Annotated in this window: 24 protein-coding genes; 12 read left to right on the plus strand and 12 right to left on the minus strand. The window is 66.3% G+C overall.

Annotated elements, in window-relative coordinates; all coding sequences use genetic code 11:
* Positions 1-37 precede the first annotated feature (37 nt).
* Together HMPREF1224_RS39815 and gloB are read right to left on the minus strand one after the other, a co-directional pair.
* Complete coding sequence (locus HMPREF1224_RS39815) at positions 38-1642, minus strand: lytic transglycosylase domain-containing protein (protein ID WP_010794048.1); 1605 nt, start codon at positions 1640-1642, stop codon at positions 38-40.
* A 77-nt stretch (positions 1643-1719) separates the two neighbouring features.
* Positions 1720-2496, minus strand: coding sequence for a hydroxyacylglutathione hydrolase (gene gloB / locus HMPREF1224_RS39820; protein ID WP_003087949.1), 777 nt, complete (start codon positions 2494-2496; stop codon positions 1720-1722).
* Between the two features lie 101 nt (positions 2497-2597).
* Here gloB and HMPREF1224_RS39825 point away from each other — a divergent pair, with 101 nt between their 5' ends.
* From HMPREF1224_RS39825 to dnaQ, 3 genes are all read left to right on the plus strand, one after another.
* Positions 2598-3359, plus strand: a complete 762-nt coding sequence (locus HMPREF1224_RS39825; RefSeq protein ID WP_003087952.1) for a methyltransferase domain-containing protein — start codon at positions 2598-2600, stop codon at positions 3357-3359.
* Between the two features lie 2 nt (positions 3360-3361).
* Positions 3362-3808 carry a ribonuclease HI gene (rnhA, locus tag HMPREF1224_RS39830; RefSeq protein WP_003087954.1) on the plus strand — a complete coding sequence of 149 codons (447 nt, stop codon included), beginning with the start codon at positions 3362-3364 and terminating at the stop codon, positions 3806-3808.
* 64 nt (positions 3809-3872) lie between these two features.
* On the plus strand, positions 3873-4613 hold the full coding sequence (gene dnaQ, locus HMPREF1224_RS39835; protein WP_003087958.1) for a DNA polymerase III subunit epsilon: 741 nt from the start codon (positions 3873-3875) through the stop codon (positions 4611-4613).
* A gap of 27 nt (positions 4614-4640) precedes the next feature.
* Here the strand turns inward: dnaQ and HMPREF1224_RS39840 are convergent, their stop codons facing one another.
* On the minus strand, positions 4641-5030 hold the full coding sequence (locus HMPREF1224_RS39840; RefSeq protein ID WP_003132809.1) for a nuclear transport factor 2 family protein: 390 nt from the start codon (positions 5028-5030) through the stop codon (positions 4641-4643).
* Positions 5031-5223: 193 nt separating this feature from the next.
* Between HMPREF1224_RS39840 and ldcA the strand changes: the two genes are divergently transcribed.
* Positions 5224-7479, plus strand: coding sequence for a lysine-specific pyridoxal 5'-phosphate-dependent carboxylase LdcA (gene ldcA / locus HMPREF1224_RS39845; protein ID WP_003113592.1), 2256 nt, complete (start codon positions 5224-5226; stop codon positions 7477-7479).
* A 23-nt stretch (positions 7480-7502) separates the two neighbouring features.
* Positions 7503-8858, plus strand: a complete 1356-nt coding sequence (locus HMPREF1224_RS39850) for an amino acid permease (protein ID WP_003117687.1) — start codon at positions 7503-7505, stop codon at positions 8856-8858.
* Here HMPREF1224_RS39850 and nhaB read toward each other — a convergent pair.
* Positions 8842-10344, minus strand: a complete 1503-nt coding sequence (gene nhaB, locus HMPREF1224_RS39855) for a sodium/proton antiporter NhaB (protein WP_003113594.1) — start codon at positions 10342-10344, stop codon at positions 8842-8844. The genes HMPREF1224_RS39850 and nhaB overlap by 17 nt on opposite strands.
* 223 nt (positions 10345-10567) lie before the next feature.
* Here nhaB and HMPREF1224_RS39860 point away from each other — a divergent pair, with 223 nt between their 5' ends.
* Genes HMPREF1224_RS39860 through nudC form a run of 3 tightly spaced genes read left to right on the plus strand, consistent with a single transcriptional unit; the run spans position 10568 to position 13944 of the window.
* Positions 10568-11380 (plus strand): crotonase/enoyl-CoA hydratase family protein, encoded by an 813-nt coding sequence (locus HMPREF1224_RS39860; RefSeq protein ID WP_003087972.1) that lies wholly within the window; start codon positions 10568-10570, stop codon positions 11378-11380.
* A 39-nt stretch (positions 11381-11419) separates the two neighbouring features.
* Positions 11420-13108, plus strand: coding sequence for a type IV pilus/biofilm regulator FimL (fimL, locus tag HMPREF1224_RS39865; protein ID WP_003098159.1), 1689 nt, complete (start codon positions 11420-11422; stop codon positions 13106-13108).
* Positions 13108-13944 (plus strand): NAD(+) diphosphatase, encoded by an 837-nt coding sequence (gene nudC, locus HMPREF1224_RS39870; protein ID WP_003113595.1) that lies wholly within the window; start codon positions 13108-13110, stop codon positions 13942-13944. The genes fimL and nudC overlap by 1 nt, the downstream gene beginning before the upstream one ends.
* Here the strand turns inward: nudC and HMPREF1224_RS39875 are convergent.
* The gene (locus HMPREF1224_RS39875; RefSeq protein WP_003113596.1) at positions 13912-14691 is read right to left on the minus strand and encodes a TSUP family transporter; all 780 of its coding nucleotides are present in this window, start codon (positions 14689-14691) and stop codon (positions 13912-13914) included. The genes nudC and HMPREF1224_RS39875 overlap by 33 nt on opposite strands.
* A gap of 100 nt (positions 14692-14791) precedes the next feature.
* Between HMPREF1224_RS39875 and HMPREF1224_RS39880 the strand changes: the two genes are divergently transcribed.
* Positions 14792-15436, plus strand: a complete 645-nt coding sequence (locus HMPREF1224_RS39880) for a hypothetical protein (RefSeq protein ID WP_003113597.1) — start codon at positions 14792-14794, stop codon at positions 15434-15436.
* Here the strand turns inward: HMPREF1224_RS39880 and HMPREF1224_RS39885 are convergent.
* Positions 15433-16338 (minus strand): LysR family transcriptional regulator, encoded by a 906-nt coding sequence (locus HMPREF1224_RS39885; RefSeq protein WP_003098166.1) that lies wholly within the window; start codon positions 16336-16338, stop codon positions 15433-15435. The genes HMPREF1224_RS39880 and HMPREF1224_RS39885 overlap by 4 nt on opposite strands.
* A 131-nt stretch (positions 16339-16469) precedes the next feature.
* On the opposite strand from HMPREF1224_RS39885, the gene HMPREF1224_RS39890 reads away from it, so the two are divergent.
* On the plus strand, positions 16470-17231 hold the full coding sequence (locus HMPREF1224_RS39890; protein WP_003113599.1) for an SDR family NAD(P)-dependent oxidoreductase: 762 nt from the start codon (positions 16470-16472) through the stop codon (positions 17229-17231).
* 160 nt (positions 17232-17391) lie between these two features.
* On the opposite strand, the gene HMPREF1224_RS39895 is transcribed toward HMPREF1224_RS39890, so the two are convergent.
* The 4 genes from HMPREF1224_RS39895 to HMPREF1224_RS39910 all read right to left on the minus strand — a co-directional run bounded on the left by HMPREF1224_RS39895 (position 17392) and on the right by HMPREF1224_RS39910 (position 20597).
* A complete protein-coding gene (locus tag HMPREF1224_RS39895) occupies positions 17392-18159 on the minus strand; it encodes an SDR family oxidoreductase (RefSeq protein ID WP_003087987.1) in 768 nt (255 codons plus the stop codon).
* Between the two features lie 24 nt (positions 18160-18183).
* The gene (locus HMPREF1224_RS39900) at positions 18184-19254 is read right to left on the minus strand and encodes a phosphotransferase family protein (protein ID WP_003087989.1); all 1071 of its coding nucleotides are present in this window, start codon (positions 19252-19254) and stop codon (positions 18184-18186) included.
* 257 nt (positions 19255-19511) lie between these two features.
* Complete coding sequence (locus tag HMPREF1224_RS39905; RefSeq protein ID WP_003087993.1) at positions 19512-19826, minus strand: SCP2 sterol-binding domain-containing protein; 315 nt, start codon at positions 19824-19826, stop codon at positions 19512-19514.
* A 60-nt stretch (positions 19827-19886) separates the two neighbouring features.
* Complete coding sequence (locus tag HMPREF1224_RS39910; protein ID WP_003098172.1) at positions 19887-20597, minus strand: histidine phosphatase family protein; 711 nt, start codon at positions 20595-20597, stop codon at positions 19887-19889.
* Positions 20598-20830: 233 nt separating this feature from the next.
* On the opposite strand from HMPREF1224_RS39910, the gene sohB reads away from it, so the two are divergent.
* Together sohB and HMPREF1224_RS39920 are read left to right on the plus strand one after the other, a co-directional pair.
* Entirely contained in the window at positions 20831-21856 is a 1026-nt protein-coding gene (gene sohB, locus HMPREF1224_RS39915) for a protease SohB (protein ID WP_003087997.1), read from the plus strand.
* Between the two features lie 58 nt (positions 21857-21914).
* Positions 21915-22907, plus strand: coding sequence for a YhdH/YhfP family quinone oxidoreductase (locus tag HMPREF1224_RS39920; RefSeq protein ID WP_003087998.1), 993 nt, complete (start codon positions 21915-21917; stop codon positions 22905-22907).
* Here the strand turns inward: HMPREF1224_RS39920 and HMPREF1224_RS39925 are convergent.
* A complete protein-coding gene (locus tag HMPREF1224_RS39925) occupies positions 22894-23769 on the minus strand; it encodes an alpha/beta hydrolase family protein (protein WP_003117684.1) in 876 nt (291 codons plus the stop codon). The genes HMPREF1224_RS39920 and HMPREF1224_RS39925 overlap by 14 nt on opposite strands.
* Positions 23770-23863: 94 nt before the next feature.
* A complete protein-coding gene (locus tag HMPREF1224_RS39930) occupies positions 23864-24301 on the minus strand; it encodes a hotdog fold domain-containing protein (protein ID WP_003098177.1) in 438 nt (145 codons plus the stop codon).
* Positions 24302-24388 lie beyond the last annotated feature (87 nt).

The following is a 24388-nucleotide window of genomic DNA, read 5'->3' on the forward strand; positions in this document are numbered from 1 at the left end:
GCGGGCGTGGCGTTTCGGGACGGCCTGCAATGGGCTGTCAGCGGCTCGCGGTGTCCAGGTACAGGGTCAGGGTCTGGCCGGGCTTGAGCGCCTGCTTGCTGCGCGGGTTCCAGCGCTGCAGGTGCTTCATCTCGACATTGAAGCGCTTGGCGATCAGGTACATCGAGTCGCCTTGCTTGACCTTGTAGTAGGTGGCGCTGTCGCGCTTGCCGGCGGCGTTTCCCTTGCGGGCCGCCAGGGCCTGGGTGCCGCCTTGCAGCTTGAGGGTCTGGCCGACCTTCAGGGCGTGCTTGTCCAGGCCGTTCCAGCGCTTCAGGTCGTTGACGTCGACGCCGTTGTTGCGGGCGATCTGCCACAGGCTGTCGCCGTTCTTGACCTTATAGGAGCGGGTCCTGGCCGGGGTGGAAGCCTGTCGGGCGAGTTGCTGGTAGACCGGCTTGACGGCGCCGCCGGCGATCTGCCCGGGGATGCTCAGTTGCTGGCCCTTGCGCAGGTGGTTGCTGGACAGGCGGTTGGCGCTCTTGAGCTCCGCTACGGTGATCCGATAGCGGTTGGCGATGCTGTGCAGGCTGTCGCCGCTACGCACCCGGTATTGCTGCCAGGTGGTGACTTCCTTCGGCTTGAGGGTGTCCAGCGAGGCGGTCAGGAACGCCGCTTTCTCCATCGGCACCAACAGTTGCTGGGGGCCGTCCATGGTCACGCGGCGCTTGTAGGCCGGGTTCAGCTGGTACAGCTCGTCCTCGTCCAGGTTCGCCAGCGCGGCGACGCTGGACAGGTCGATCCCGCGCTTGACCCGGACGGCCTGGAAGTAGGGCTCGTTGTTGATCGGGTTCAGGCTGATGCCGTAGGAATCCGGCGCCATGACGATCTGTGAGAGGGCGAGCAGCTTGGGTACGTAGTCCTGGGTTTCCTGCGGCAGCGGCAGGTTCCAGTAGTCGGTCGGCAGGCCCAGTTTCTCGTTGCGTTCGATGGCGCGGCTGACAGTGCCTTCGCCGGCGTTGTAGGCCGCCAGGGCGAGCATCCAGTCGCCGTTGAACATGTCGTGCAGGCGCTCGAGATAGGTCAGGGCGGCATTGGTCGAGGCGGTGATGTCGCGGCGACCGTCGTAGAAATTGGTCTGGCGCAGGTTGAAATGCTGGCCGGTGGCGGGAATGAACTGCCAGAGGCCGGCGGCGTTGCTGCGCGACAGGGCGAAGGGGTTGTAGGCGCTTTCGATGACCGGCAGCAGCGCCAGTTCGAGCGGCATGTTGCGTTCTTCCAGGCGCTCGACCACGTAGTGCATGTAGAGGCTGCCGCGCGCGCTCGATTGTTCGAGGAACGACTGGTTGCTGAGGAACCAGAGGCGCTGGCGTTCGATGCGCGGGTTGGTGCTGATCGCATCCTGGAGCTGGAAACCGTCGCGCATGCGGTCCCAGATGTCGTTGTAGGCGGCGTTCTGGCCGGGCTGGGTATGCAGCCAGGAGGGGTTGAACTGGACGTCGACGGCTCGGGCGCCGGGACGTGCTGCTTTGGCCTGGGCCTCCCCCTTGATCTGGCCGCTGCCCTGGCAGCCGGCGAGCGCACCGGCGATGAGCAGGATGGACACCCGAACGGCGCGAGCCAGGGCGTCTAGATCGGGGGTTTTACGTGTCTGTGGCGGCATCGGCTGAGTGCTGTTCCGGGCAAAAATTCAGCCGATTCTAGAAATGACCTCAAGAGTGGTCAAGATTTCGCCAACCTTCAGAACTGGTCCTTCCAGGCCCTCAGGACGGCGAAAACCTCCTCCGGGGTGCGGTTTTGCTGGCCGCTCCGCTGGTCGGCTTTTTTCTTAACAGAATTTTCCGAAACGCGAAGAAATGGATTGGTCGACAATTCCAGCGAGATTTCCGACGGCAGGGTGATGCGGTCCCGTTCGCGCAGCCGGGTCGCTTCCTCGAAGCGTTCCCGCAGCGCCGCGTTGTCGGGCTCCACCGCCAGCGCGAAGCGCAGGTTGCTCAGCGTGTACTCGTGGGTGCAGTAGACCCGGGTGTTGGCCGGCAGCGCGGCCAGTCGCGCCAGGGAATGATGCATCTGCGCCGGGGTGCCTTCGAAGAGACGGCCGCAGCCGGCGGCGAACAGGGTGTCGCCGCAGAACAGCAGCGGCGTCTCCGCCGGGTGGTAGTAGGCGATATGGCCGAGGGTATGGCCGGGCACGTGGAAGATCTCGAAGACCAGGCCGAGCACCTCGACCCGTTCGCCGTCTTCCAGCGCCAGGTCGCGGGCCGGGATCTTCTCGTTGGCCGGGCCGAGAACCCGCGCGCCGGTCAGTTCCTTCAGGGCCGCGACGCCGCCGACGTGGTCGTGATGGTGGTGGGTCACCAGGATATCGCTCAACCGCCAGTCGGGATGGGCGGCCAGCCAGGCTTCCACCGGCTTGGCATCGCCGGGGTCGACCACCGCGCAGCGACGGCTTGTCGCATCTTGCAACAGCCAGATGTAGTTGTCGTTGAAGGCGGGCAGGGCGTCGATCTGTATCATGGGTCGATGTCGCTAAGCAGAAGTCATTGGCGCATAGTATTGCTTATTTTCCCGTCGTGCCGGCGTCCGTCGCCGCGAAGGGGAAGACGCTGGAGGTACGCATGAACGAACCGCAAGCCTTCGCCCAGACCGATGCCGAGTGGCTGGCATCGATCAACCGGGCGCGCGACTGGTTCCAGGGCCCGCTGGGCAGCCTGATGCTGGCCGAGGAGCGACGCCTGTTGTGCGACGAGCTGACCCGTTACTTCGGTGGCTACCTGGTGCACTACGGGCCGCATGCCGAACTGCCGCCGAGCACCGGGCAGATTCAGCGCGGCGTGCGCCTGGGGCCGCCGCTGCCGGGCGTGGACATCGCCTGCGAAGAGGGCGCCTGGCCGCTCAGCGAACATGCCGCGGACGTGGTCCTGCTGCAACACGGCCTGGATTTCTGCCTGTCGCCTCACCGTCTCCTGCGCGAAGCCGCGCGTACCGTTCGTCCGGGCGGCCACCTGCTGCTGATCGGCATCAACCCATGGAGCCTGTGGGGCATCCGTCATTATTTCGCCGGGGATGCCTTGCGCCAGGCCCGCTGCATTCCTCCGTCGCGGGCCTGCGATTGGCTCAACCTGCTGGGCTTCGCGCTGGAGAAACGGCGCTTCGGGTGCTATCGTCCGCCGCTTGCGTCGGCAGCCTGGCAATCGCGCCTGGCTCGCCTGGAGCGCTGGGGCGACGCCTGGCAGTCTTCGGGCGCCGGCTTCTATCTATTGGTGGCACGCAAGCTGGTCGTGGGGTTGCGCCCGTTGCGCCAGAGCAAGCGCGAACCGCGCGGTCAGCTGGTGCCCATGCCGGTGGCGAAAGTCAGCCGGCGAGATTCCGAAATTTAGGCATGACAGATAAAGAACAGGTAGTGATCTATACCGACGGCGCCTGCAAGGGCAACCCTGGGCGCGGCGGCTGGGGGGCGTTGCTCCTCTACAAGGGCGCCGAGCGAGAGCTTTGGGGCGGCGAGCCGGACACCACCAACAACCGCATGGAGCTGATGGCGGCGATCCAGGCGCTGGCGGCACTCAAGCGTTCCTGTCCGATCCGTCTGATCACCGACTCGGAATACGTGATGCGCGGCATCACCGAATGGTTGCCGAACTGGAAGAAGCGCGGCTGGAAGACCGCCAGCAAGCAGCCTGTCAAGAATGCCGACCTCTGGCAGGCCCTGGATGAACAGGTCGCCCGGCACCAGGTGGAGTGGCAGTGGGTCCGCGGGCATACCGGCGACCCCGGCAACGAGCGGGCCGACCAGTTGGCCAACCGTGGCGTCGCCGAATTGCCGCGCTGAGCGGCCACACCGAAACAAGCGTTCAGCAGCCACGGCTGCAGCGAAACAGAGAAAGGCTCTATAGATGCGTAGCGTCGTACTGGATACCGAAACCACCGGCATGCCGGTGACCGATGGTCACCGGATCATCGAGATCGGCTGTGTCGAGCTGGAGGGGCGCCGCCTGACCGGTCGCCACTTCCACGTCTACCTGCAACCCGATCGCGAGGTCGACGAAGGGGCGATCGCCGTCCACGGCATCACCAACGAATACCTGAAGGACAAGCCGCGCTTCCGCGAGGTCGCCAACGATTTCTTCGAATTCATCCGCGGCGCCCAGCTGATCATCCACAACGCGGCGTTCGATATCGGCTTCATCAACAACGAGTTCGCCCTGCTGGGCCAGCAGGACCGCTCGGACGTGACCGAGTACTGCTCGGTGCTGGATACCCTGCTGATGGCCCGCGAGCGCCATCCGGGCCAGCGCAACAACCTCGATGCGTTGTGCAAGCGCTACGGCGTGGACAACTCCGGCCGCGACCTGCACGGCGCGTTGCTCGACGCCGAGATCCTCGCCGACGTCTACCTGGCGATGACCGGCGGCCAGACCAGCCTGTCGCTGGCCGGCAGCGGCGCGGAAGGCGACGGCAGCGGCCGGCCGATGGTCAGCCCGATCCGTCGGCTCGATCCGGCGCGGGTAGCCACCCCGGTGCTGCGCGCCAACGCCGAAGAGCTGGCTGCGCATGCGGCGCGGCTGGCGGTGATCGAGAAGTCGGCAGGTGGTCCGTCACTCTGGGCGCAACTGGAAGCGCCGGTCGGCGAATAGCCTGCCCATGCACCACGGGCGCCGCGTTCAGCGCGTCGCCCGCTCCACCAGCAAGGTGTCGCAGAACTGCTCGAAACGGCGGATCCTGCCGTCCTCCACCGTCCATACGTGTGCCACGCGCGCTTCGAACGACTTGCCGCTGCGACGGTGGGTCGCTGCATATCGACCGACGGCGACCACGCTGTCGCCGCCGTCGATCAGGCGCTCGATCTCGACCCTGAAGCCCTCCCAGTCCCGCTGCAAGGCCTGGAACACACCGGCGCCGATGGCGGCCGCGCCGACATAGGTGCCGGCCAGCGGGAAACCGGCCATTTCCGTCCATTCGGTGCGTTCGTCCATGTCCGCCAGCATTCCGGCGAGGTCCCCACGGCTAGAGGCCGCATAGTGATCGCTGACGATCCGATAAGCGCTGCGCATCGTTGTCGCTCCGTAGCAGGGCAGAGAGGTCCATGCTCCTCGCTGGCGGGAGCGGAGGCAAGCGCGGCGCGCCGACTTGTGTTGCCGCGACCTTTTCTTACAAGGGCAAGCCGCCGGGGGTTACGCGCGTGCCGGCAAGTCTCTACCCTGAGCCGACCGGCGGGGTTCGCCCGCCTGCTGCTCGGGATCAACAATGTATAAAGACCTCAAATTTCCCGTCCTCATCGTCCATCGCGACATCAAGGCCGACACCGTTGCCGGCGAACGCGTGCGGGGCATCGCCCACGAACTGGAGCAGGACGGCTTCAGCATTCTCTCCACCGCCAGCTCCGCCGAGGGGCGCATCGTCGCTTCCACCCACCACGGCCTGGCCTGCATCCTGGTCGCCGCCGAAGGTGCCGGGGAAAACCAGCGCCTGCTGCAGGATGTGGTCGAACTGATCCGCGTGGCCCGCGTGCGGGCGCCGCAATTGCCGATCTTCGCCCTCGGCGAGCAGGTGACCATCGAGAACGCGCCGGCCGAGTCCATGGCCGACCTGCACCAGTTGCGCGGCATCCTCTATCTGTTCGAAGACACCGTGCCGTTCCTCGCCCGCCAGGTCGCCCGGGCGGCGCGCAACTACCTGGCCGGGCTGCTGCCGCCATTCTTCCGTGCGCTGGTCGAGCACACCGCGCAGTCCAACTATTCCTGGCATACGCCGGGCCACGGCGGCGGTGTCGCCTATCGCAAGAGTCCGGTGGGACAGGCGTTCCACCAGTTCTTCGGGGAGAACACGCTGCGTTCCGACCTGTCGGTCTCGGTCCCCGAGCTGGGATCGCTGCTCGACCATACCGGCCCCCTGGCCGAGGCCGAGGACCGTGCCGCGCGCAATTTCGGCGCCGACCATACCTTCTTCGTGATCAATGGCACTTCCACCGCGAACAAGATCGTCTGGCACTCCATGGTCGGTCGCGAAGACCTGGTGCTGGTGGACCGCAACTGCCACAAGTCGATCCTCCACTCGATCATCATGACCGGGGCGATACCGCTCTACCTGACTCCGGAACGCAACGAACTGGGGATCATCGGGCCGATCCCGCTGAGCGAATTCAGCAAGCAGTCGATCGCCGCGAAGATCGCCGCCAGCCCGCTGGCGCGCGGCCGCGAGCCGAAGGTGAAGCTGGCGGTGGTGACTAACTCCACCTACGACGGCCTGTGCTACAACGCCGAGCTGATCAAGCAGACCCTCGGCGACAGCGTCGAGGTGTTGCACTTCGACGAGGCTTGGTACGCCTATGCCGCGTTCCACGAGTTCTACGACGGACGCTATGGCATGGGCACCTCGCGCAGCGAGGAGGGACCCCTGGTGTTCGCCACCCACTCCACGCACAAGATGCTCGCCGCCTTCAGCCAGGCCTCGATGATCCACGTGCAGGATGGCGGGACCCGGAAGCTGGACGTGGCGCGCTTCAACGAAGCCTTCATGATGCACATCTCGACCTCGCCGCAGTACGGCATCATCGCTTCGCTGGACGTGGCTTCGGCGATGATGGAAGGGCCCGCCGGGCGTTCGCTGATCCAGGAGACCTTCGACGAGGCCCTCAGCTTCCGCCGGGCCCTGGCCAACGTACGGCAGAACCTGGACCGGAACGACTGGTGGTTCGGCGTCTGGCAGCCGGAGCAGGTGGAGGGCACCGACCAGGTCGGCACCCATGACTGGGTGCTGGAGCCGAGCGCCGACTGGCACGGCTTCGGCGATATCGCCGAAGACTACGTGCTGCTCGACCCGATCAAGGTCACCCTGACCACCCCGGGCCTGAGCGCTGGCGGCAAGCTCAGCGAGCAGGGGATTCCGGCCGCCATCGTCAGCCGCTTCCTCTGGGAGCGCGGGCTGGTGGTGGAGAAAACCGGTCTCTACTCCTTCCTGGTGCTGTTCTCGATGGGCATCACCAAGGGCAAGTGGAGCACCCTGGTCACCGAACTGCTCGAATTCAAGCGCTGTTACGACGCCAACCTGCCGCTGCTTGACGTCTTGCCCTCCGTGGCCCAGGCCGGCGGCAAGCGCTACAACGGCGTGGGCCTGCGCGACCTCAGCGACGCCATGCACGCCAGCTACCGCGACAACGCCACGGCGAAGGCCATGAAGCGCATGTACACGGTGCTGCCGGAGGTCGCGATGCGGCCGTCCGAGGCCTACGACAAGCTGGTGCGCGGCGAGGTCGAGGCGGTACCGATCGCTCGGTTGGAAGGGCGCATCGCTGCCGTCATGCTGGTACCCTATCCGCCGGGTATCCCGCTGATCATGCCGGGTGAGCGCTTCACCGAGGCGACCCGCTCGATCCTCGACTATCTCGAGTTCGCGCGGACCTTCGAGCGCGCCTTCCCTGGTTTCGACTCCGATGTGCACGGCCTGCAGCATCAGGACGGACCGTCCGGGCGCTGCTATACCGTTGAATGCATAAAGGAATGAGGCCGACAGGCTAAGGGGTGTCGATGGCGGGGGGAGAGAAGGCCGGCAAGCGCGGCATGGGGTTCTGGACCTGCAGCGCGCTGGTGATCGGCAACATGGTCGGTTCGGGAGTCTTCCTGCTTCCCTCCAGCCTGGCGGCGTTCGGCGGGCTCAGCCTGTTCGGCTGGCTGGTGTCGAGCACCGGCGCGGTGCTGCTGGCGCTGACCTTCGCCCGCCTGGCGCGGGTCAACCCCGGCGCCGGCGGCCCCTACGCCTATACCCGCGACGGTTTCGGCAGCTTCGCCGGCTACCTGTGCGCCTGGACCTACTGGAAAGCCGCCTGGATCGGCAACGCGGCGATCGCCGTGACCCTGGTCGGCTACCTGCGGGTATTCATCCCGGCGCTGGCGGATCCGCTGCTGATGGTCAGCGTGGCCATCGCCGCGATCTGGCTGTGCACCCTGATCAACCTGCGAGGCATCGGCACCTTCAGCGTGGTGCAGAACCTGCTGACCATCCTCAAGCTGCTGCCGTTGTTGCTGGTCGGTATCCTCGGCTGGTTCCACTTCAATCCCGAGCACCTGGCGATCCCGGCGCGCAGCGAGCTGCCGAACATGGGCTATGCCCAGGCGATCGCCACCACCGCGGCGCTGACCCTGTGGTCGTTCATCGGCCTGGAGTCGGCCACCGTGCCGGCCGACGACGTCGAGGATCCGCGCCGCACCATTCCCCGTGCGACCCTGTTCGGCACGCTGGCCGCGGCGGCCCTCTACATCCTCTCGATCACTGCGGTGCAGGGCCTGATGCCGCCGGAGGTGCTGGCCCGCTCCACCTCGCCGTTCGCCGACGCGGCGCGGATCCTGATGGGCGACTGGGGCTACTACCTGGTGGCTGCCGGGGCGGTGATCGCCTGCCTGGGCGCGCTCAATGGCTGGGTCCTGTTGCAGGGCCAGATCCCGGTGGCTCCGGCGCGCGACGGGCTGTTCCCGGAGTCGCTCGGCCAGCTCAACAAGAACGGCGCGCCGGCCCACGGCCTGCTGGCCTCGGGGCTGCTGGTGACGGCGCTGGTGATGGTCGACGGGCATGGCGACCTGGTCGATGTGTTCAACGTGATCATCCTGCTCGGCACCATGACCGGGGTGGTCCCCTACGCGTTCTGCACCGCCGCGCTGTTGCAACTGCTGGCGGTGCGACCGGACGAGTTCTCGCCGCGTTCACGCCGGCAATTGCTGGTGATCGGCTCGCTGGGCTTCGCCTACTCGCTATGGGCGCTGTATGGCACCGGCCAGCAGGCGATCTTCTGGGGCTTCCTGGTGCTGATGGCCGGTATCCCAATGTACACCTGGCGGCAATGGCGCAACCAGGTCAACGGAGTGCCGACGCTCAAAGCCAATGACTGACCGCCCACCAGCCCAGGCCGCCCATCACCAGGGTGTAGGGTAGCGCCATCCAGACCATGCGGCCGTACGACAGGCGCACCAGCGGGGCGATGGAGGAGGTCAGCAGGAAGAGGAACGCCGCCTGGCCGTTGGGCGTCGCTACGCTGGGCAGGTTGGTGCCGGTATTGATCGCCACCGCCAGGGTATCGAAATGCTCGCGGCTCATGTGGCCGGCATCCAGCGCCTGTTTCACCTCGGTGATGTAGATGGTGGCGACGAATACGTTGTCGCTGATCGCCGAGAGCAGGCCGTTGGCGATGAACAGCATGCCCGGCTGGCGTTCCGCCGGCAGCGCCAGCACCGCCTGGATGATCGGGGTGAACAGGTGCTGCTGGTGGATCACCGCGACCACCGCGAAGAACACCACCAGCAGCGCAGTGAACGGCAGGGCCTCCTGGAAGGCGCGGCCGATCTGGTGTTCGTCGGTGACGCCGGTGAAGGCAGTGATCAGCACGATCACCAACAGGCCGATCAGGCCGACCTCGGCGACATGCAGGGCCAGCCCGACGATCAGTACCAGCGCCGCCAGGGCCTGCACCAGCAGCGCGGCCTTCTGCTGCGCTCCGCGTTTGCGGCTTTCGCTGGCGGCGTACTCGGCGAGCACCTGGCGCACCGCCGCCGGCAACTGGGCGCCATAGCCGAAGCGGCGGCTCTTCTCCAGCAGCACGCAGGTCAGCAGGCCGGCCGCCAGTACCGGCATGGATACCGGCGCGACCTGGCGGAAGAACTCGACGAAATGCCAGCCGGCCTCGTGGCCGATCAGCAGGTTCTGCGGCTCTCCCACCAGGGTGCAGACGCCGCCCAGCGCGGTGCCGACCGCCGCGTGCATGAGCAGGCTGCGGAGGAAGGCGCGGAATTCCTCGAGATGGGCCCGGTGCAGCTCGGGGACCTGGCGGTCGGTGGCGGGATCGTAGTCCTCGCTGGCGCGCTGCCCCGAAGCGACCCGGTGATACACGGCGAAGAATGCCACCGCCACGCTGATCACCACGGCGGTCACGGTGAGGGCGTCGAGGAAGGCCGAGAGGAGGGCGGCCAGCAGGCAGAACAGGAGCGATAGCAGGGTCTTCGAGCGCACGCCGAGCAGCAGGCGGGAAAACAGCAGGAGCAGCAGGTCCTTCATGAAGTAGATGCCGGCGACCATGAACATCAGCAGCAGGAGCACCGGGAAGTTGTGCTGCAATTCCGCATAGAGCGCCTCGGGGGTAGCCAGGCCAAGCAGCAGCGCCTCCAGCACCAACAGGCCACCCGGCTGTAGCGGATAGCATTTCAGCGCCATGGCCAGGGTGAAGATGAACTCGCCGACCAGCACCCAGGCGCTTGTCACCGGCCCGGCCAGCCATAGCAGCAGGGGGTTGAGCAAGAGGAAGGCGAGCACCGTCAGCTTGTACCAGCGCGGCGAATGCCCGAGGAAGTTCTGTGCGAAAGCCTGGCTCAGGGGACTGCTCACGATGGACTCCACGGCAAGGAAAAGACTGAAAATGCCAGCAGGACTTTCGTTGGATCAAGCGTTTAGCGCAATCATCGAAGAGATTGCGGTATCAATGGGCGTGCCGTGCATCACATAGTGCAGCATCGACATTTGGCTCGCCCTTGTTATAGTTGCGGGATTTTCCGCACAACAAAAATCTCTGCGTTCTGACAGCGCAGTTGCTCTGCCGAGGACTATCGCCGTGACCGAGTACAACGCATTCCGTGTGGAGCTGGCAGACAAGATCGCCCACGTCCAGATCAACCGTCCGGACAAGATCAATGCCATGAACCAGGACTTCTGGCGCGAGATCATCGAGATCTTCCGCTGGGTCGACGATACCGACGAAGTGCGGGTGGTCGTGCTGTCCGGGGCGGGCAAGCATTTTTCCTCGGGGATCGACCTGATGCTGCTGGCCCAGGTCGGCAGCCAACTGGGCAAGGACGTCGGCCGCAACGCCGACGCCCTGCGTCGCAAGATTCTCGAGCTGCAGGCCTCGTTCAACGCGGTCGACAACTGCCGCAAGCCGGTGCTCGCGGCGATCCAGGGCTACTGCCTGGGCGGCGCCATCGACCTGGTCTCGGCCTGCGACATGCGCTACTCGACCGCCGACGCGCAGTTCTCGATCAAGGAGATCGACATCGGCATGGCCGCCGACGTCGGCACCCTGCAGCGCCTGCCGCGGATCATCGGCGATGGCATGATGCGCGAGCTGGCCTACACCGGGCGCATGGTCGACGGCGAAGAGGCACGGAGCATCGGCCTGGTCAATCGTACCTACGCGGACCAGGCCGCATTGATGGATGGGGTCTTCGAACTGGCGCGGCAGATCGCCGCGAAGTCGCCGATCGCCATCCGTGGTACCAAGGAAATGATCCGCTATATGCGCGACCACCGGGTCGACGACGGCCTCGAGTACGTCGCTACCTGGAACGCCGCCATGCTCCAGTCCGCCGACCTGCGGGTGGCGATGGCCGCGCATATGGCCAAGCAGAAGCCGGAATTCGCTGATTGATGCCGTTGTATATTCTTGCGCGGGAGGCGCACTAGACCGATGGTCACAGGAGCCACGTCCCTCAGTCTGGTGCGCGACGAGTTGTTCGCCACCATGGAACAGGCCGAACAGGGTCTTGAGCAGTTCATTGCCGAGCGGCAGAACGGCAGCCTGCTGCAGCACGCCGTCGAATGCCTGCAACAGATCCGCGGCACCCTCAACCTGATCGAGCTGGCCGGCGCCGAGCTGCTGGCCCAGGAAGCCCTGCAGCTGGCGACCGACATTCCCACCGGCGTCAGCGAGGAGCGCGACGGCCAGCTGGCAGCCCTGGGCAACGCCCTGTACGTGCTGCGCCGCTACCTGGAGAACGTCGAGGCCAATCGCCAGGAGATCCCCGAGCTGCTCTTGCCGGCGATCAACGAAGTGCGCTGTGCCGCAGGGCAGCCGGCGCTGCCGGAAAGCTTCTTCTTCAGCGCCCGCCTGGATATCCCGCGGCCGCCGAGCACTGCCATCGACCACCTGCCTTCCGAAGCCGAACTGGGCGAGGAAAGCCGGCGGATGCGCCACATGTACCAGATCGGCCTGCTCGGCCTGATCCGCGAACAGAACCTCTATCCCAGCCTCAAGCTGATGGGCCGCGCGCTGGCGCGCCTCGACAGCCTGCACGGCGGGGTGGCCCGTTCGCGGCTGTGCTGGATCGGCGCCGCGGCGATCGAGTCGATCGTCGATGGCCAACTGTTGCCGCGCAAGTCGCGCAAGCAACTGTTCTCGCGCATCGACCGCGAGCTCAAGCAATTGCTGATCGGCCCGGCCTACGAGGCGCCGCGCCATCTGCTCAAGGAACTGCTTTACCTGGTGGCGCTGTCCGACGGCCAGGGCCCGCGTTCGCGCGAGGTCCGCGAACTGCATGGGCTGGCGCCGCTGCCGTTCACCGACCACCTGCTGGAAGAGGAATCGCAGCGCCTGTCCGGCCCCGGCCAGTCGGTGATGCGTTCGCTGTCCACGGCGATCCGCGAGGAACTCGCCGGGGTCAAGGACATGCTCGACCTGATCGAGCGCGGCGTGGCCCAGCCGGATAGCCTGACCAACCTGCATGCGCAACTGGGCAAGCTGAGCAAGACCCTCGGCATGGTCGGCCTGAACTCGGCCGGCACCGCCCTGCAGACCCAGCTACCCACCGTGGCCGCCTGGGCTGCCAGCGGCGTCGCCGATTCGCCGCCGGCGTTGCTGCGCCTGGCCGATGCGGTGCTCTACGTGGAAAGCATGGTCGGCAACCTCGAGCGCGGCGAGCGCCGCATCATCCGGCCGACTCCGGCGGAGCCCGGGCAGGAAGCCGATGCGTTCGCCGTGCACCAGTTGGCCGAGGCGCGCATCGTGGTGATCGAGGAGGCCAAGGCCGGCCTGGCCCTGGCCAAGCGTGCGATCACCGCGTACCTGGAATCCAATGGCGACAAGCTCAACCTGGCCAACGTCCCGGCCAGCCTGCAGGCGGTCCGGGGCGGTCTCTGGTTCCTCGGTCAGGAGCGCGCCGCGCTGCTGGTCGGCGGCTGCGCCGACTACATCCAGCAGCGCATGATCGAGACCGCGCAGATGCCTTCGGAACAGATGCTGGAAACCCTCGCCGACGCCCTGACCAGTCTCGAATACTATCTCGAGGGCGGTGCCGTGCTGCGTCCGCAGGGCCAGCCGGACGTCCTCGACCTGGCCAGCGCCAGCGTCAAGGCGCTCGGACTGCCGGTGGCCGCCTGATGGCCGGCGAGTTCCGCTGGCAGGCAGGTCGGCCGGCTACCGCCCAGGTCGGCGGCTGGGTGCTCGCGCACTGTCAGCAGCGCTTCCTCCAGGACGACAACGGCCTGCTGTTCCCCCGCGAATGGCTGAAGCGCCAGGAACTCCCGCTGCTCGCCGAACATGGGGTCGGCCATTGGCAGGGCGAGCCGGTCTACGTGCTGGAACTGGACGAGCCGATCGAGCTGCCGGGCATGGCCTGGGCGCCGTTGCGGCAGTTCATGCTGCACGGCGATTTCGATCAGTTCTGCATGCTCGGCTATGCCAGCCAGATCGGCATCTGGGCACGTCACAACCGGTTCTGCGGCAATTGCGGCACACGCATGCAGGCGCAGGACCACGAGCGGGTGATGCAGTGTCCGCAGTGCGGGCTGCACCAGTACCCGCGCCTGTCGCCGAGCATGATCGTCCTGGTGACCCGGGGCGACGAGGTGTTGCTGGCGCGTTCGCCGCGCTTCGTGCCGGGGGTCTACAGTACCCTGGCCGGCTTCGTCGAGGCCGGCGAGTCGGTGGAGCAGTGCGTGGTCCGCGAGGTGCGCGAAGAGGTCGGGGTGGAGGTCGCCAATCTCGAATACATCGGCAGCCAGAACTGGCCGTTCCCGCATTCGCTGATGCTCGGTTTCCACGCCGAGTACGTGTCCGGCGAGATCGTCCCGCAGGAAGACGAGATCGAGGACGCCCAGTGGTTCTCCCTCGATGCCTTGCCGCCGCTACCGGCGCAGCGCTCGATCGCCCGGCACCTGATCGACCTGTACCTGGCGCGCCGCTCAGGCGCCGCTGAACCAGTGCTGCCAGGCTAGCCGCGCGGTCAGCGCCAGGACCACCAGGATGAACACCGGGCGAATGAACTTCGCCCCGCCGCCGATGGCGGTGCGCGCGCCGAAATAGGCGCCGACCATCAGCGACGCACCCATGCACAGGCCGAGCAACCAGATCACCTGGCCGGAGGCGATGAACACCGCCAGCGCCACTATGTTGCTGACGAAGTTCATGCTCCGCGCCACACCGCTGGCGCGGACCAGGTCCAGCGGGTACATGAGCAGCGAGCTGACGGTCCAGAACGCTCCGGTGCCCGGTCCCGCCACGCCGTCGTAGAAGCCCAGGGCGAGACCCTGCGGCCACTGGCGCTTGCGTCCGAGCGGCGCATCGGCGTCCAGCGGCGCCTTCGGCGTGCCGCCGAAGAGCATGTAGAGGCCGCAGGTGAATACCACCACCGGGAGCATCCGGTTCAGCCACTCGGCGGGCAGCAGGTGAGCCGCCCAGGCGCCTATGGCGGCGCCGATCGCGGTGGCGAGCAGACCGTTGCGCCACTTCCCGGGATGGAACAGCTTGCGCCGGTAGAAGGTGTAGCTGGCGGTCGCCGCACCGAAGGTCGAGCTCAGCTTGTTGGTACCCAGCGCCAGGTGCGGCGGGACCCCGGCGGTGAGCAGCGCAGGGATGGTCAACAGGCCGCCGCCGCCGGCGATGGCGTCGATGAAGCCGGCGAGAAAGGCCACCACGGCCAGGATGATCAGGGTGCTGGGGTCTATCGCGAGTTCGAAGGGCATGAAAAACCGGACCTGCTTCCAATCGGGAAACGGCCTCGCTGGCCGTCGGGAGGAGGGGTGCGCATAATGCCCGCAATTTCACGCAGAAGGAATCGCTTGCATGCAGTACGACGGTCTGGCCTGGGCATTCGCGTTACTGGCCTTGCTGGCCGCCCTGGTCGCGGGGCGCATCCTCTTCGAACGCACCTGGTTCCTCGGCTGGCTGCGCGGCACCTGCGGCTTGGCCTTCGTCGCCGTGGCGGCGCTGCTGCTGGTGCTCGCCTGGGACCTGCGCAGCTATTCGCTGCTCAAGCCCGAGCAGCCGATGGCCACCCTGAGCTTCCAGGCCGAAGGGCCGCAGCGCTACCGGGTGCTGATCCAGGAGGGCGCCAACGAGCGCAGCGTGGTGCTGGACGGCGAACTCTGGCAACTGGACGCGCGGATTTTCCGCTGGAAGGGGCTGGCCGCGTTGATCGGTCTGGCGCCGGGCTATCGCCTCGACGCGCTCAGCGGCCGCTTCCTGGCCCTCGAGCAGCAGTCCCGGGGCCGCCGCCTGGGCTTGTCGCAGAGTCCGCTGGGGGTCGATCTCTGGCGCTGGCTGCGGGCCGGCGAGCACGACCTGTTCCTGTTCGAGCCGCTGGCGGGGCGGGTGACTTTCCTGCCGATGGCGGACAAGGCGGTGTTCGCGGTGAACTACGGCGTCGCCGGGCTGCTTGCCGAGCCGATGAACCTGGCGGCCGAGGAGGCGCTCAGGGACTGGCGCTAGGCCATGCGAAAAGCCGGGGCGGCGGCGATCGCCTGGGCGGTTTCGCGAAAGCGTTCGATGAGTTCCGACGGCGTGCGGTAGGCCAGCGCCAGCCGATAGGGAATTCGCGCCCGCCGCCCTTGCAGGGGACGAAAGGTGACCCCCGGCGGGCGCAATGGTTGTAGCAGCGAAGGCACTAGCGCGACGCCGATGCCGCCGGCCACCAGCCCGGCGATGGTCTGCATCTGCCGCGCCTCCTGCACCACCTCCGGGACGAAGCCGGCTGCCGCGCAGGCGGCGACGATCAGGTCGTGCATGCCCGGCCCATAGTGCCGTGGAAACAGCAGCCAGGGTTCTCCGGCCAGTTGTTCCAGGCGCAGGCGCGCATGGCGTGCCAGCCGATGCCCTTCGGGCAATGCCACGCGCATGTCGCCGTCCACCAGTAGATGTGTGTACAGGCCGGGCTGGCGGTCGACCGGCAGGACGATCAGGCCGGCATCGATGCGGTCTTCGCGCAGCGCCTCCAGTTGCCCTGCGGTGGTGTCTTCCTGGAGCTGGAAGTCCAGCGCGCCATGCTGTTGGCGGAACGCCTGGAGTATGCGCGGTAGCAGAATATTGATGGTGCTGTCGACGAACGCCAGGCGCAACGTTCTGCGTCCGCTGGCGGCGCTGCGCGCGGCCGCCAGGGTGCGTTCGGCCTGGGCCAGGGTGCGCCGGGCTTCGTCGAGGAACGCGCGGCCTGCCGGCGTCAGGCGGTGGATACGGTTGTCACGCTCCAGCAGGCTGGCGCCGACTTCTTCTTCCAGCCGCCGGATCGCAGTGGTCAGCGGTGGCTGGGCCATGTGCAGGCGCTCAGCGGCGCGGCGGAAGCTCAGCTCCTCGGCAACCGCGACGAACTGGCGGAACTGGCGTAAGTCGGCCATTGCGATATCTCCCGGATATGGTGAGTTAAGAAAGACAGTATTGGATATATCGCGGCGGATCCGTCGAAAATCCATCCGTACGCTCGCTCTGGCCAGACGAGGCGTTCCATCCATTACAGAGGAAGCCCGTCATGCACACTCATTCTCCAATCCCCCGTACCGCCCTGGTCACCGGCGGCTCGTCGGGCATCGGCCTGGCCATCGCCCGGCGCCTTCGGCAACAGGGTTATCGGATCGCCCTGGTGGCCCGTGATTCCCAGCGTCTGCAACGCGCTGCCGCCGAGTTGGGCGGTGTGCCCTGGATGGCCGCCGATCTTTCCCGTCGCGAAGCTGTCGAGGCGGTGGCCGCCTGGGTTGGCGACACCTTCCAGGGGCTCGACGTGCTGGTGAACAACGCCGGGTTCACCCGAAAGATCGCCGCCACCACTCCGCTGGCTGAGGCCGAGCGGGAATGGGATGCGCTGCTGGACGGCAACCTGAAAAGCGCGTTCCTCATGTCGCTGGCGGTGTTGCCGCATTTCGCGGAAGAGGGCGGGCGGATCATCCATATCGGATCGATCGCTGCGCAGACCGGTAGCGGCAGTCCTGGTGCGCTGGGCTATGCGGCAGCCAAGGCCGGCCTGCATGGCTTCGGCGTGGCCCTGGCGCGGGAACTCGGTTCGCGCGGGATCACGGTGAACAGCGTGGCGCCGGGTTACATCGCCGACACCCGGTTCTTTCCCGGCGGCCTCGATCCGCAACGGGTCGCCGCCATCGTCGGCGAGACCCCGCTGGGCAGGACCGGCCGGGTCGAGGACATCGCCGCGGCGGTGGCCTGGCTGGCCTCGCCCGAGGCGGGGTTCGTCACCGGAACGGTGGTGTCGGTGAACGGTGGCTGGCGGGTCGGCAACTGAAGTGGAAGCGGCGGGTAACGCCTATGGGGGTACTCGTCCGGCTACCCGAGAACGCAGGTGAATAGCCGTGGGGCGCCTGTCCCGCGCTGGTGCGAGGCATTGGCAATCCTGAAATGAAAAGAGGGAGCCCTGGCTCCCTCTTCGCGCGTTCGCCGTTCCGTCAGGAAAGGAAGCCGCCGTCGACGTTCAGCGCCACGCCGGTGGTGTAGCTGGACGCTTCGCTAGCCAGGTAGAGCACGGCGCCTGCCATTTCGCTCGGCTCGGCCACGCGCTTGAGCGGGATGCGCTGCAGGGCGAGGTTGCGGATCGCGTCGTTCTTCACCAGCGCCGAAGCGAACTTGGTGTCGGTCAACCCTGGCAGGAGGGCGTTGCAGCGGATGCCGAACTGCGCGCATTCCTTGGCGAAGACCTTGGTCATGCTGATCACGGCGGCCTTGGTCACCGAGTAGATGCCCTGGAACTCGCCGGGCGATACGCCATTGATCGAGGCCACGTTGATGATGCTGCCGCCGCCGTGTTCCTTCATCAGCTTGCCGCCCTCGATGGACATGAAGTAGTAGCCGCGGATGTTGACGTCGACGGTCTTCTGGAAGGCGCCGAGGTCGGTTTCCAGTACGTTGCAGAACTGCGGGTTGGTGGCGGCGTTGTTGACCAGGATGTCGAGGCGGCCGAACTGCTCGCGGATCTGTGCGAAGACGTTCTGGATCTGCTCCATCTCGCCGATGTGGCAGGCGATCGCGGTGGCCTTGCCGCCCTCCGCGGTGATCGCGTCGGCGACCGCCTGGCAGCCATCGATCTTGCGGCTCGAGACGATCACGTGGGCACCTTGCTGGGCCAGCAGCTTGGCTATCGCCTCGCCGATGCCGCGGCTGGCGCCGGAAACGAAGGCGATCTTGCCGTCGAGGTCGAACAGGTGGGTCTTGGACATGGGCTATCCCCTTGTAGTGGTCGGTTACAGGCGGGAGCGCTCGATGGCCTGCAGGCTCATCTGCTCCAGCAGCTTGTTCATCTGCACGAACTGGGCGAAACGCTTGTCCTGGGTCTGCCCGTGGTAGTAGCGGTAGTAGATCTGCTGGACGATGCCGGCAAGACGGAACAGGCCATAGGTGTAGTAGAAGTCCAGGTTGTCGATCGGCGGGATCCCGGCCCGCTCGGCGTAGTAGTCGGCGAACTCCCGGCGGGTCAGCATGCCCGGCAGGTGGCTGGGCTGGCGGCGGGTCAGTTGCACCGGAGCCGGGTCGCCGGCTTCCACCCAGTAGGCGAGGGTGTTGCCGAGGTCCATCAGCGGATCGCCGAGGGTGGCCAGTTCCCAGTCCAGCACGCCGATGATCTGCATCGGGTTGTCCGGGTCGAGGATCACGTTGTCGAAGCGGTAGTCGTTGTGCACGATGCCCGGCTTGTGGTGATCGGCCGGCTGCTTGTCCTTGAGCCAGGCCTTGACCGGTTCCCAGAGCGGCGCGTCGGGGGTCAGGGCCTTCTCGTAGCGGTCGGTCCAGCCGGCGATCTGGCGCTGCACGTAGCCGTCCGGGCGGCCCAGGTCGGCCAGTCCGCAGGCGGCGTAGTCGACGTTGTGCAGTTCGACGAACTTGTCGATGAAGCTCTTGCACAGGCTGCGGGTCTGTTGTTCGTCGAGATTCAGCTCTGGCGGCAGTTCGGCGCGCAGGATGATGCCCTTGACCCGTTCCATGACGTAGAACTCGGCGCCGATCACCGACTCGTCGGTGCAGTAGAGGTAGGCTTTCGGGCAGTAGGGGAAGCCTGCGTTCAACTGGTTCAGGATGCGGTATTCGCGGCCCATGTCGTGGGCCGACTTGGCCTTGTGGCCGAATGGCGGGCGACGCAGGACGAACTCCTGGCGCGGATACTCGATCAGGTAGGTCAGGTTGGACGCGCCACCGGGGAACTGGCTGATCTTCGGGGTGCCTTCGAGGCCGGGGATATGGGCTTTCAGGTACGGGTCGATGACGGCGGCGTCGAGTTCTTCGCCGGCGCGGATGCGAGTGGATTGGTCGGTCAGCGACATGGGGTTCCCTTCTCGTGGTGCCACGGCGGAGCCGCGGGAGCCGGTGCGCGCATCAGGCTGCGCAATGATGGTGACCGGCGATAATTGGCTAATCTAATGCCCTGTCCCGGCCCTCACAAGCCGCCGCCGGGCGTTATGGGCAAGCGTGTTGCCGCTCCATCACGGTCCCTGATCGTCGGCCTGGAGGAATGCCGGACGAAAAAAAACCGGAGCCGCGAGGGACTCCGGTTTTCCTTCTGGCATGGCGCCGGAAACGGTCAGACCGGGAACAGTTCGCCCAGCTTCATCGCCAGCATCATGTCGCCTTCGGCGCGCAGCTTGCCGGCCATGAAGGCCTGCATGCCGTCGGTCTCGCCGCTGGTGATGCCCTTCAGGGTTTCGCTGTCCATGATCAGGGTGACGTTGGGGTTCTCGGCGTCGCCCTGTACCACTTCGCAGGTACCGTCCTTGACGACCAGGTAGTGGTTGTCGCCGTCTTCGATGTTGAACTGGAACACCAGATCCAGGCCGGCGGCCGCGCTGGCGTTGAACTTGCTTTTCATGGTGGAGACGATGTCAGCAACGGTGGTCATGGGTTCTATTCCTTTCTTCTAGGGTTTTTTCGGCGACCGGAACGGTCGCGGTAGGCCGGCTCATCGATAGGTGATGAGTTCCGGCGCCTTCAACAGTTCCAGGTGCACGTGACTGTTGAAGGAAGCCAGGGACACTTCCTCGCCGCGGAATTTCAGGCGAGTCAGCGAGGTATTGACGATCTGCCAGTTCAGCTCGAAGGCCTTGAGCGGCGGAACGCCGACGATCAGTTGGAGCAGGGCGGTAATGGTACCGCCGGAGGTGAACACGGCGACCCTGTCCTTGCCGCTGGCCTGCGCCAGCAGACGACGAAGACCGTCATGGACCTTATCGAGGAATTCCTGCCAGCTTTCCAGCCCATCTTTCTCATGGTTGCCGGAAACCCAGCGCGCGATGATGGTGGAGAACAGGCGCTGGAACTCGGCCCGATGCTCGGCCGCATGGCGAAGGATGTGCAAGGCTTCCGGCTGCTCATCGAGCAGGTCCGGCAGGTGCGCGCGGATCACCGCGTCGGCTTCGAATTCGTTGAACGCCGGATCGACTTCCAGCTCCGGCGTGGCCAGCCCGGAGGACTCCAGGCGTTCGAGGGCGGCGCGGGCGGTGTGCTGCTGGCGGCGCAAGCCGCCGCTGAGGACGCGGTCGAAACGTACGCCGAGGTTCAGCAGGTGGTCGCCGAGGATTTCCGCCTGGCGGATGCCGGTCGGCGACAGCACGTCGTAGTCGTCGGCACCGAACGACGCCTGGCCATGTCGAATCAGGTAGATGCTGCCCACGGGCGGACCTCGGCGGGTGAAAGTTCCGCGAGGGTATGAGGATCACCCAGGGCTGTCAACGAAAAAACATACGCTTGTTTGAATGTCATTCGCTGCCTTTATCGGCTGCTCCGGGCGCGCCCTGCAAAGGCTCTCCAGGCAGTGGCATCGCTGGCCGCCCGTCGGTGGCCTGGGTATGCTTGCGCAATCGTGTCGCCCGTAGACGGGTGCGTCAACAGTAGAGAGGGGGTTGTGTGGAGTTCATTGCCGAATATGCGGGCTTTCTGGCCAGGACCGTGACCGTGCTGGCGGCGATCATCGTGGTGCTGGTGGTGATCGTCGCCCTGCGCGGCCGCGGCCGGCGCGGCGCAGGCGGGCACCTCGACGTGCAGAAGCTCAACGATTTCTACAAGGACCTGCGCGAGCGGGTCCGCCACAGCGTCCTCGACAAGGCCAGCCTCAAGGCCTTGCGCAAGGAGGAGAGCAAGGCGGCGAAGCAGGCGAAGAAACATCCTGAACAGAAGTCGCGGGTCTACGTGCTCGATTTCGACGGCGACATCAAGGCCTCGGCTACCGAGCAACTGCGCCACGAAGTGACTGCGGTGCTGAGCATGGCGGGCAAGGACGACGAGGTGGTGCTGCGCCTGGAAAGCGGCGGTGGCATGGTCCATGGCTACGGCCTGGCGGCCTCGCAACTGGCGCGCATCCGCCAGGCCGGCGTGCCGCTGACCGTGTGCGTCGACAAGGTGGCGGCCAGCGGCGGCTACATGATGGCCTGCATCGGCGATCGGATCCTTTCCGCGCCCTTCGCCATCCTCGGCTCGATCGGCGTGGTGGCGCAGTTGCCCAACGTCCACCGGCTGTTGAAGAAGCACGATATTGACTTCGAGGTGCTTACCGCCGGCGAATACAAGCGTACGCTGACGGTATTCGGCGAGAACACCGAGAAGGGCCGGGAAAAGTTCCAGGAGGACCTGGAGGTGACCCACGAACTGTTCAAGAACTTCGTGGCCCACTACCGGCCGCAACTGAACATGGACGAGATCGCCACCGGCGAGGTCTGGCTGGGCCAGGCCGCACTGGGCAAGCTGCTGGTGGACGAACTCAAGACCAGCGACGAGTACCTGGCCGAGCAGGCCAGGGAGCGCGATGTCTACCAGGTGCAATTCGTCGAGCGCAAGAGCCTGCAGGAACGCGTCGGCCTGGCCGCCAGCGTGGTTATCGACCGCGTGCTGGTGACCTGGTGGGGGCGGCTCAACCAGCAGAAGTTCTGGCAATAGGCCGGCGCCGACAGGGACGAACACGCTGTCTTCAGGGTTTTCACGAGAGGAGGTCGAAATGGCTGTATTCAAGGCGTTGTGGGTGACGGAAGCGCCCCACGGCGTTTACGAAACGCAGGTGGTCGAGCGCGATACCGGCGACCTGCCGGCGGGCGACGTACTGATCCGCGTGCAGTATTCCTCGCTGAACTACAAGGATGCGCTGTCCGCCAGCGGCAACCGCGGGGTGACCCGCAAGTACCCGCATACCCCCGGCATCGATGCCGCCGGTGTGGTCGCCGAGTCCTCGGTGGCCGAGTTCGCGGCCGGTGACGAGGTGATCGTCACCGGCTACGACCTGGGCATGAACACCGCCGGCGGTTTCGGCCAGTACATCCGCGTGCCCGCGGCCTGGGTGATCAAGCGCCCGCAAGGCCTGAGCCTGCGCGAGGCGATGATCCTCGGCACCGCCGGCCTGACCGCGGCGCTCTGCGTCGAAAAGCTGGAGCGCAGCGGCCTGCGCCCCGACCATGGCTCGGTGCTGGTCACCGGCGCCAGCGGCGGGGTCGGCAGTATCGCCGTGGAACTGCTGGCCAAGCTCGGCTACACCGTGGCGGCCGCCACCGGCAAGCTGGAGCAGGCCGAGTTCCTCAACCGCCTGGGGGCCAAGCAGATCCTCGATCGCGCCACCGTGGCCGATGGCGTCGACAAGCCGTTGCTCAAGGAACAGTGGGCCGGCGCGGTGGACACCGTCGGCGGCGACATCCTCTTCAACGTGGTCAAGTCGTTGCAGTACGGCGGCAGCGTCGCCTGCTGCGGCCTGACCGCCGGCGCCGGCTTCAAGGCCTCGGTGCTGCCGTTCATCCTGCGCGGGGTCAACCTGCTCGGGGTGGACTCGGTGGAACTGCCGCTGGTGGTCAAGGCATCCATGTGGGACAAGCTGTCGCTGCAATGGAAGCTCGACAACCTCGAAGAGGTGGCGCGCGAGATCGCCCTCGAAGAGCTGCCGGGGGCGATCAACCAGATCCTCGCCGGCAAGCTGGTCGGCCGGGTGCTGGTCAACCTCGGCTGAGGGCGTTGCCGGAGCCCAGCTCCGGCAACAGGTAGCCCGCCCATAGCGATTCGGCGAACTGCGGCCGGAAGAAGCCGAAATGGCCGATGTGGCGGGCGCCGATTTCCTCGGGAGCGATGCGCCAGGCGGTTTTCGGCGCTTCGCGGTAGAAGCCCAGCAGCGACTCGATGCTGCGTCGGGACATCATTTCATCGTCGGTGAACGACAGCGACACGATGGGCGTGCGTACGGCGGAGAAGGCGCGGCGGATGGCCTCGCCATCCGCGAGGGCGTACTGCGGATGCAGGCACCAGCGTCGCCATTGTTCGATCACCCCGCGCGGCAGGTCGCCGACCATGCCCAGGCGGCGCCCGGGAAAATAGCCGAGCAGCGGCGTCAGCAGGGGCGCGACGAGGTACCAGAACAACCAGACCTTGTTGCGCAACCGCGGGCTGTTTTCCTTCCAGTAGCCACTGCCGCTGGCGATGCTGAAGACCCTATCGATACGCTCGCGCCCTTCGACGAAGGGCAGGATCTGGCCGCCCAGGCTATGGCCGATCCAGTACAGGGGCTTGCTCCCGCTCTCGGCGAGCGCGGCGGCGAGCATGGCGCTGCAGTCATGACGGGCCCAGCCCAGCACATCGACCTCGAGACCGCGCAGCGAGCCGTTGCGCGATTGCCCCATGCCCAGGTAGTCGAAGGTGATGGCCAGGTAGCCGCGCTCTGCCAGCCAGGCGGCGAAGGGCGCGTAGAAGCGCTGTTCCACGCCCATCGCCGGGACGATCAGGAGATAGCCGCGCGGCTCCCCGGCAGGCCGGTACCAATGGCTGGCCAGCGGATGGCCGTTGCCGTTATCGATGAGGCGTGGTTGCGGAGGGTTCATGCCGGTCTCCGTGGTCTGCTCATGGCTTCGAGAATAGAGCTGGCCGCCAGGGCGCCTCCAGCCGGCCGAAAGCACGGCCGGGGCGCCTTGGCGGTCAGGCCTGGCTGACGTACATGGTGATCTCGGCGCGGAATACCGGCTTGTCGTCGACATAGGCGACCACCGGCACCACCAGGTTGCCGGTGGCTTGCCAGTCGATCTGGCTGCCGTCGGCCACCGCGCGCACGTCGCCAGTGGCCTTGGCCAGGTACTCGACGGTCATGCCGCGCGGAATCCAGCGATGGCCGGCGGGAATCGAGGCGTCGGTCATGGTCCCGGCGGCCAGTTCGGCGGCATTGCACAGGGCGATGGCATGCACCGTGCCGATATGGTTCAGCACCTCGCGGCGCTTGGGGAAGGTGACTTCGGCATAGCCGGGACGCAGTTCGACGAACTGCGGGGCGATGCTGGCGAAATAGGGTGCGAACTGGCCGATCATGGCGCTGAACTGGGCCGGGCCGACCTGCTGGTACATCTGCATCATCTGACTCATGGAAAACTCCGGGCGTTTCAGGATTGAAGATGTGTGCGCACCGGGGCAGTATACGAAGTTTAGAAATTTATTCTAGAAAAATATTCT

The sequence above is a fragment of the Pseudomonas sp. P179 genome (assembly GCF_000478485.2).
GTDB classification, from domain to species: Bacteria; Pseudomonadota; Gammaproteobacteria; order Pseudomonadales; family Pseudomonadaceae; genus Pseudomonas; species Pseudomonas aeruginosa.

Excerpts from the sequence above, each read along its gene's own strand:
- HMPREF1224_RS39815 (WP_010794048.1), bottom strand. The coding sequence starts at position 1,642 with ATGCCGCCACAGACACGTAAAACCCCCGATCTAGACGCCCTGGCTCGC.
- gloB (WP_003087949.1), bottom strand. The coding sequence starts at position 2,496 with ATGATACAGATCGACGCCCTGCCCGCCTTCAACGACAACTACATCTGG.
- HMPREF1224_RS39825 (WP_003087952.1), top strand. The coding sequence starts at position 2,598 with ATGAACGAACCGCAAGCCTTCGCCCAGACCGATGCCGAGTGGCTGGCA.
- rnhA (WP_003087954.1), top strand. The coding sequence starts at position 3,362 with ATGACAGATAAAGAACAGGTAGTGATCTATACCGACGGCGCCTGCAAG.
- dnaQ (WP_003087958.1), top strand. The coding sequence starts at position 3,873 with ATGCGTAGCGTCGTACTGGATACCGAAACCACCGGCATGCCGGTGACC.
- HMPREF1224_RS39840 (WP_003132809.1), bottom strand. The coding sequence starts at position 5,030 with ATGCGCAGCGCTTATCGGATCGTCAGCGATCACTATGCGGCCTCTAGC.
- ldcA (WP_003113592.1), top strand. The coding sequence starts at position 5,224 with ATGTATAAAGACCTCAAATTTCCCGTCCTCATCGTCCATCGCGACATC.
- HMPREF1224_RS39850 (WP_003117687.1), top strand. The coding sequence starts at position 7,503 with ATGGCGGGGGGAGAGAAGGCCGGCAAGCGCGGCATGGGGTTCTGGACC.
- fimL (WP_003098159.1), top strand. The coding sequence starts at position 11,420 with ATGGTCACAGGAGCCACGTCCCTCAGTCTGGTGCGCGACGAGTTGTTC.
- nudC (WP_003113595.1), top strand. The coding sequence starts at position 13,108 with ATGGCCGGCGAGTTCCGCTGGCAGGCAGGTCGGCCGGCTACCGCCCAG.
- HMPREF1224_RS39875 (WP_003113596.1), bottom strand. The coding sequence starts at position 14,691 with ATGCCCTTCGAACTCGCGATAGACCCCAGCACCCTGATCATCCTGGCC.
- HMPREF1224_RS39880 (WP_003113597.1), top strand. The coding sequence starts at position 14,792 with ATGCAGTACGACGGTCTGGCCTGGGCATTCGCGTTACTGGCCTTGCTG.
- HMPREF1224_RS39885 (WP_003098166.1), bottom strand. The coding sequence starts at position 16,338 with ATGGCCGACTTACGCCAGTTCCGCCAGTTCGTCGCGGTTGCCGAGGAG.
- HMPREF1224_RS39890 (WP_003113599.1), top strand. The coding sequence starts at position 16,470 with ATGCACACTCATTCTCCAATCCCCCGTACCGCCCTGGTCACCGGCGGC.
- HMPREF1224_RS39895 (WP_003087987.1), bottom strand. The coding sequence starts at position 18,159 with ATGTCCAAGACCCACCTGTTCGACCTCGACGGCAAGATCGCCTTCGTT.
- HMPREF1224_RS39900 (WP_003087989.1), bottom strand. The coding sequence starts at position 19,254 with ATGTCGCTGACCGACCAATCCACTCGCATCCGCGCCGGCGAAGAACTC.
- HMPREF1224_RS39905 (WP_003087993.1), bottom strand. The coding sequence starts at position 19,826 with ATGACCACCGTTGCTGACATCGTCTCCACCATGAAAAGCAAGTTCAAC.
- HMPREF1224_RS39920 (WP_003087998.1), top strand. The coding sequence starts at position 21,915 with ATGGCTGTATTCAAGGCGTTGTGGGTGACGGAAGCGCCCCACGGCGTT.
- HMPREF1224_RS39925 (WP_003117684.1), bottom strand. The coding sequence starts at position 23,769 with ATGAACCCTCCGCAACCACGCCTCATCGATAACGGCAACGGCCATCCG.
- HMPREF1224_RS39930 (WP_003098177.1), bottom strand. The coding sequence starts at position 24,301 with ATGAGTCAGATGATGCAGATGTACCAGCAGGTCGGCCCGGCCCAGTTC.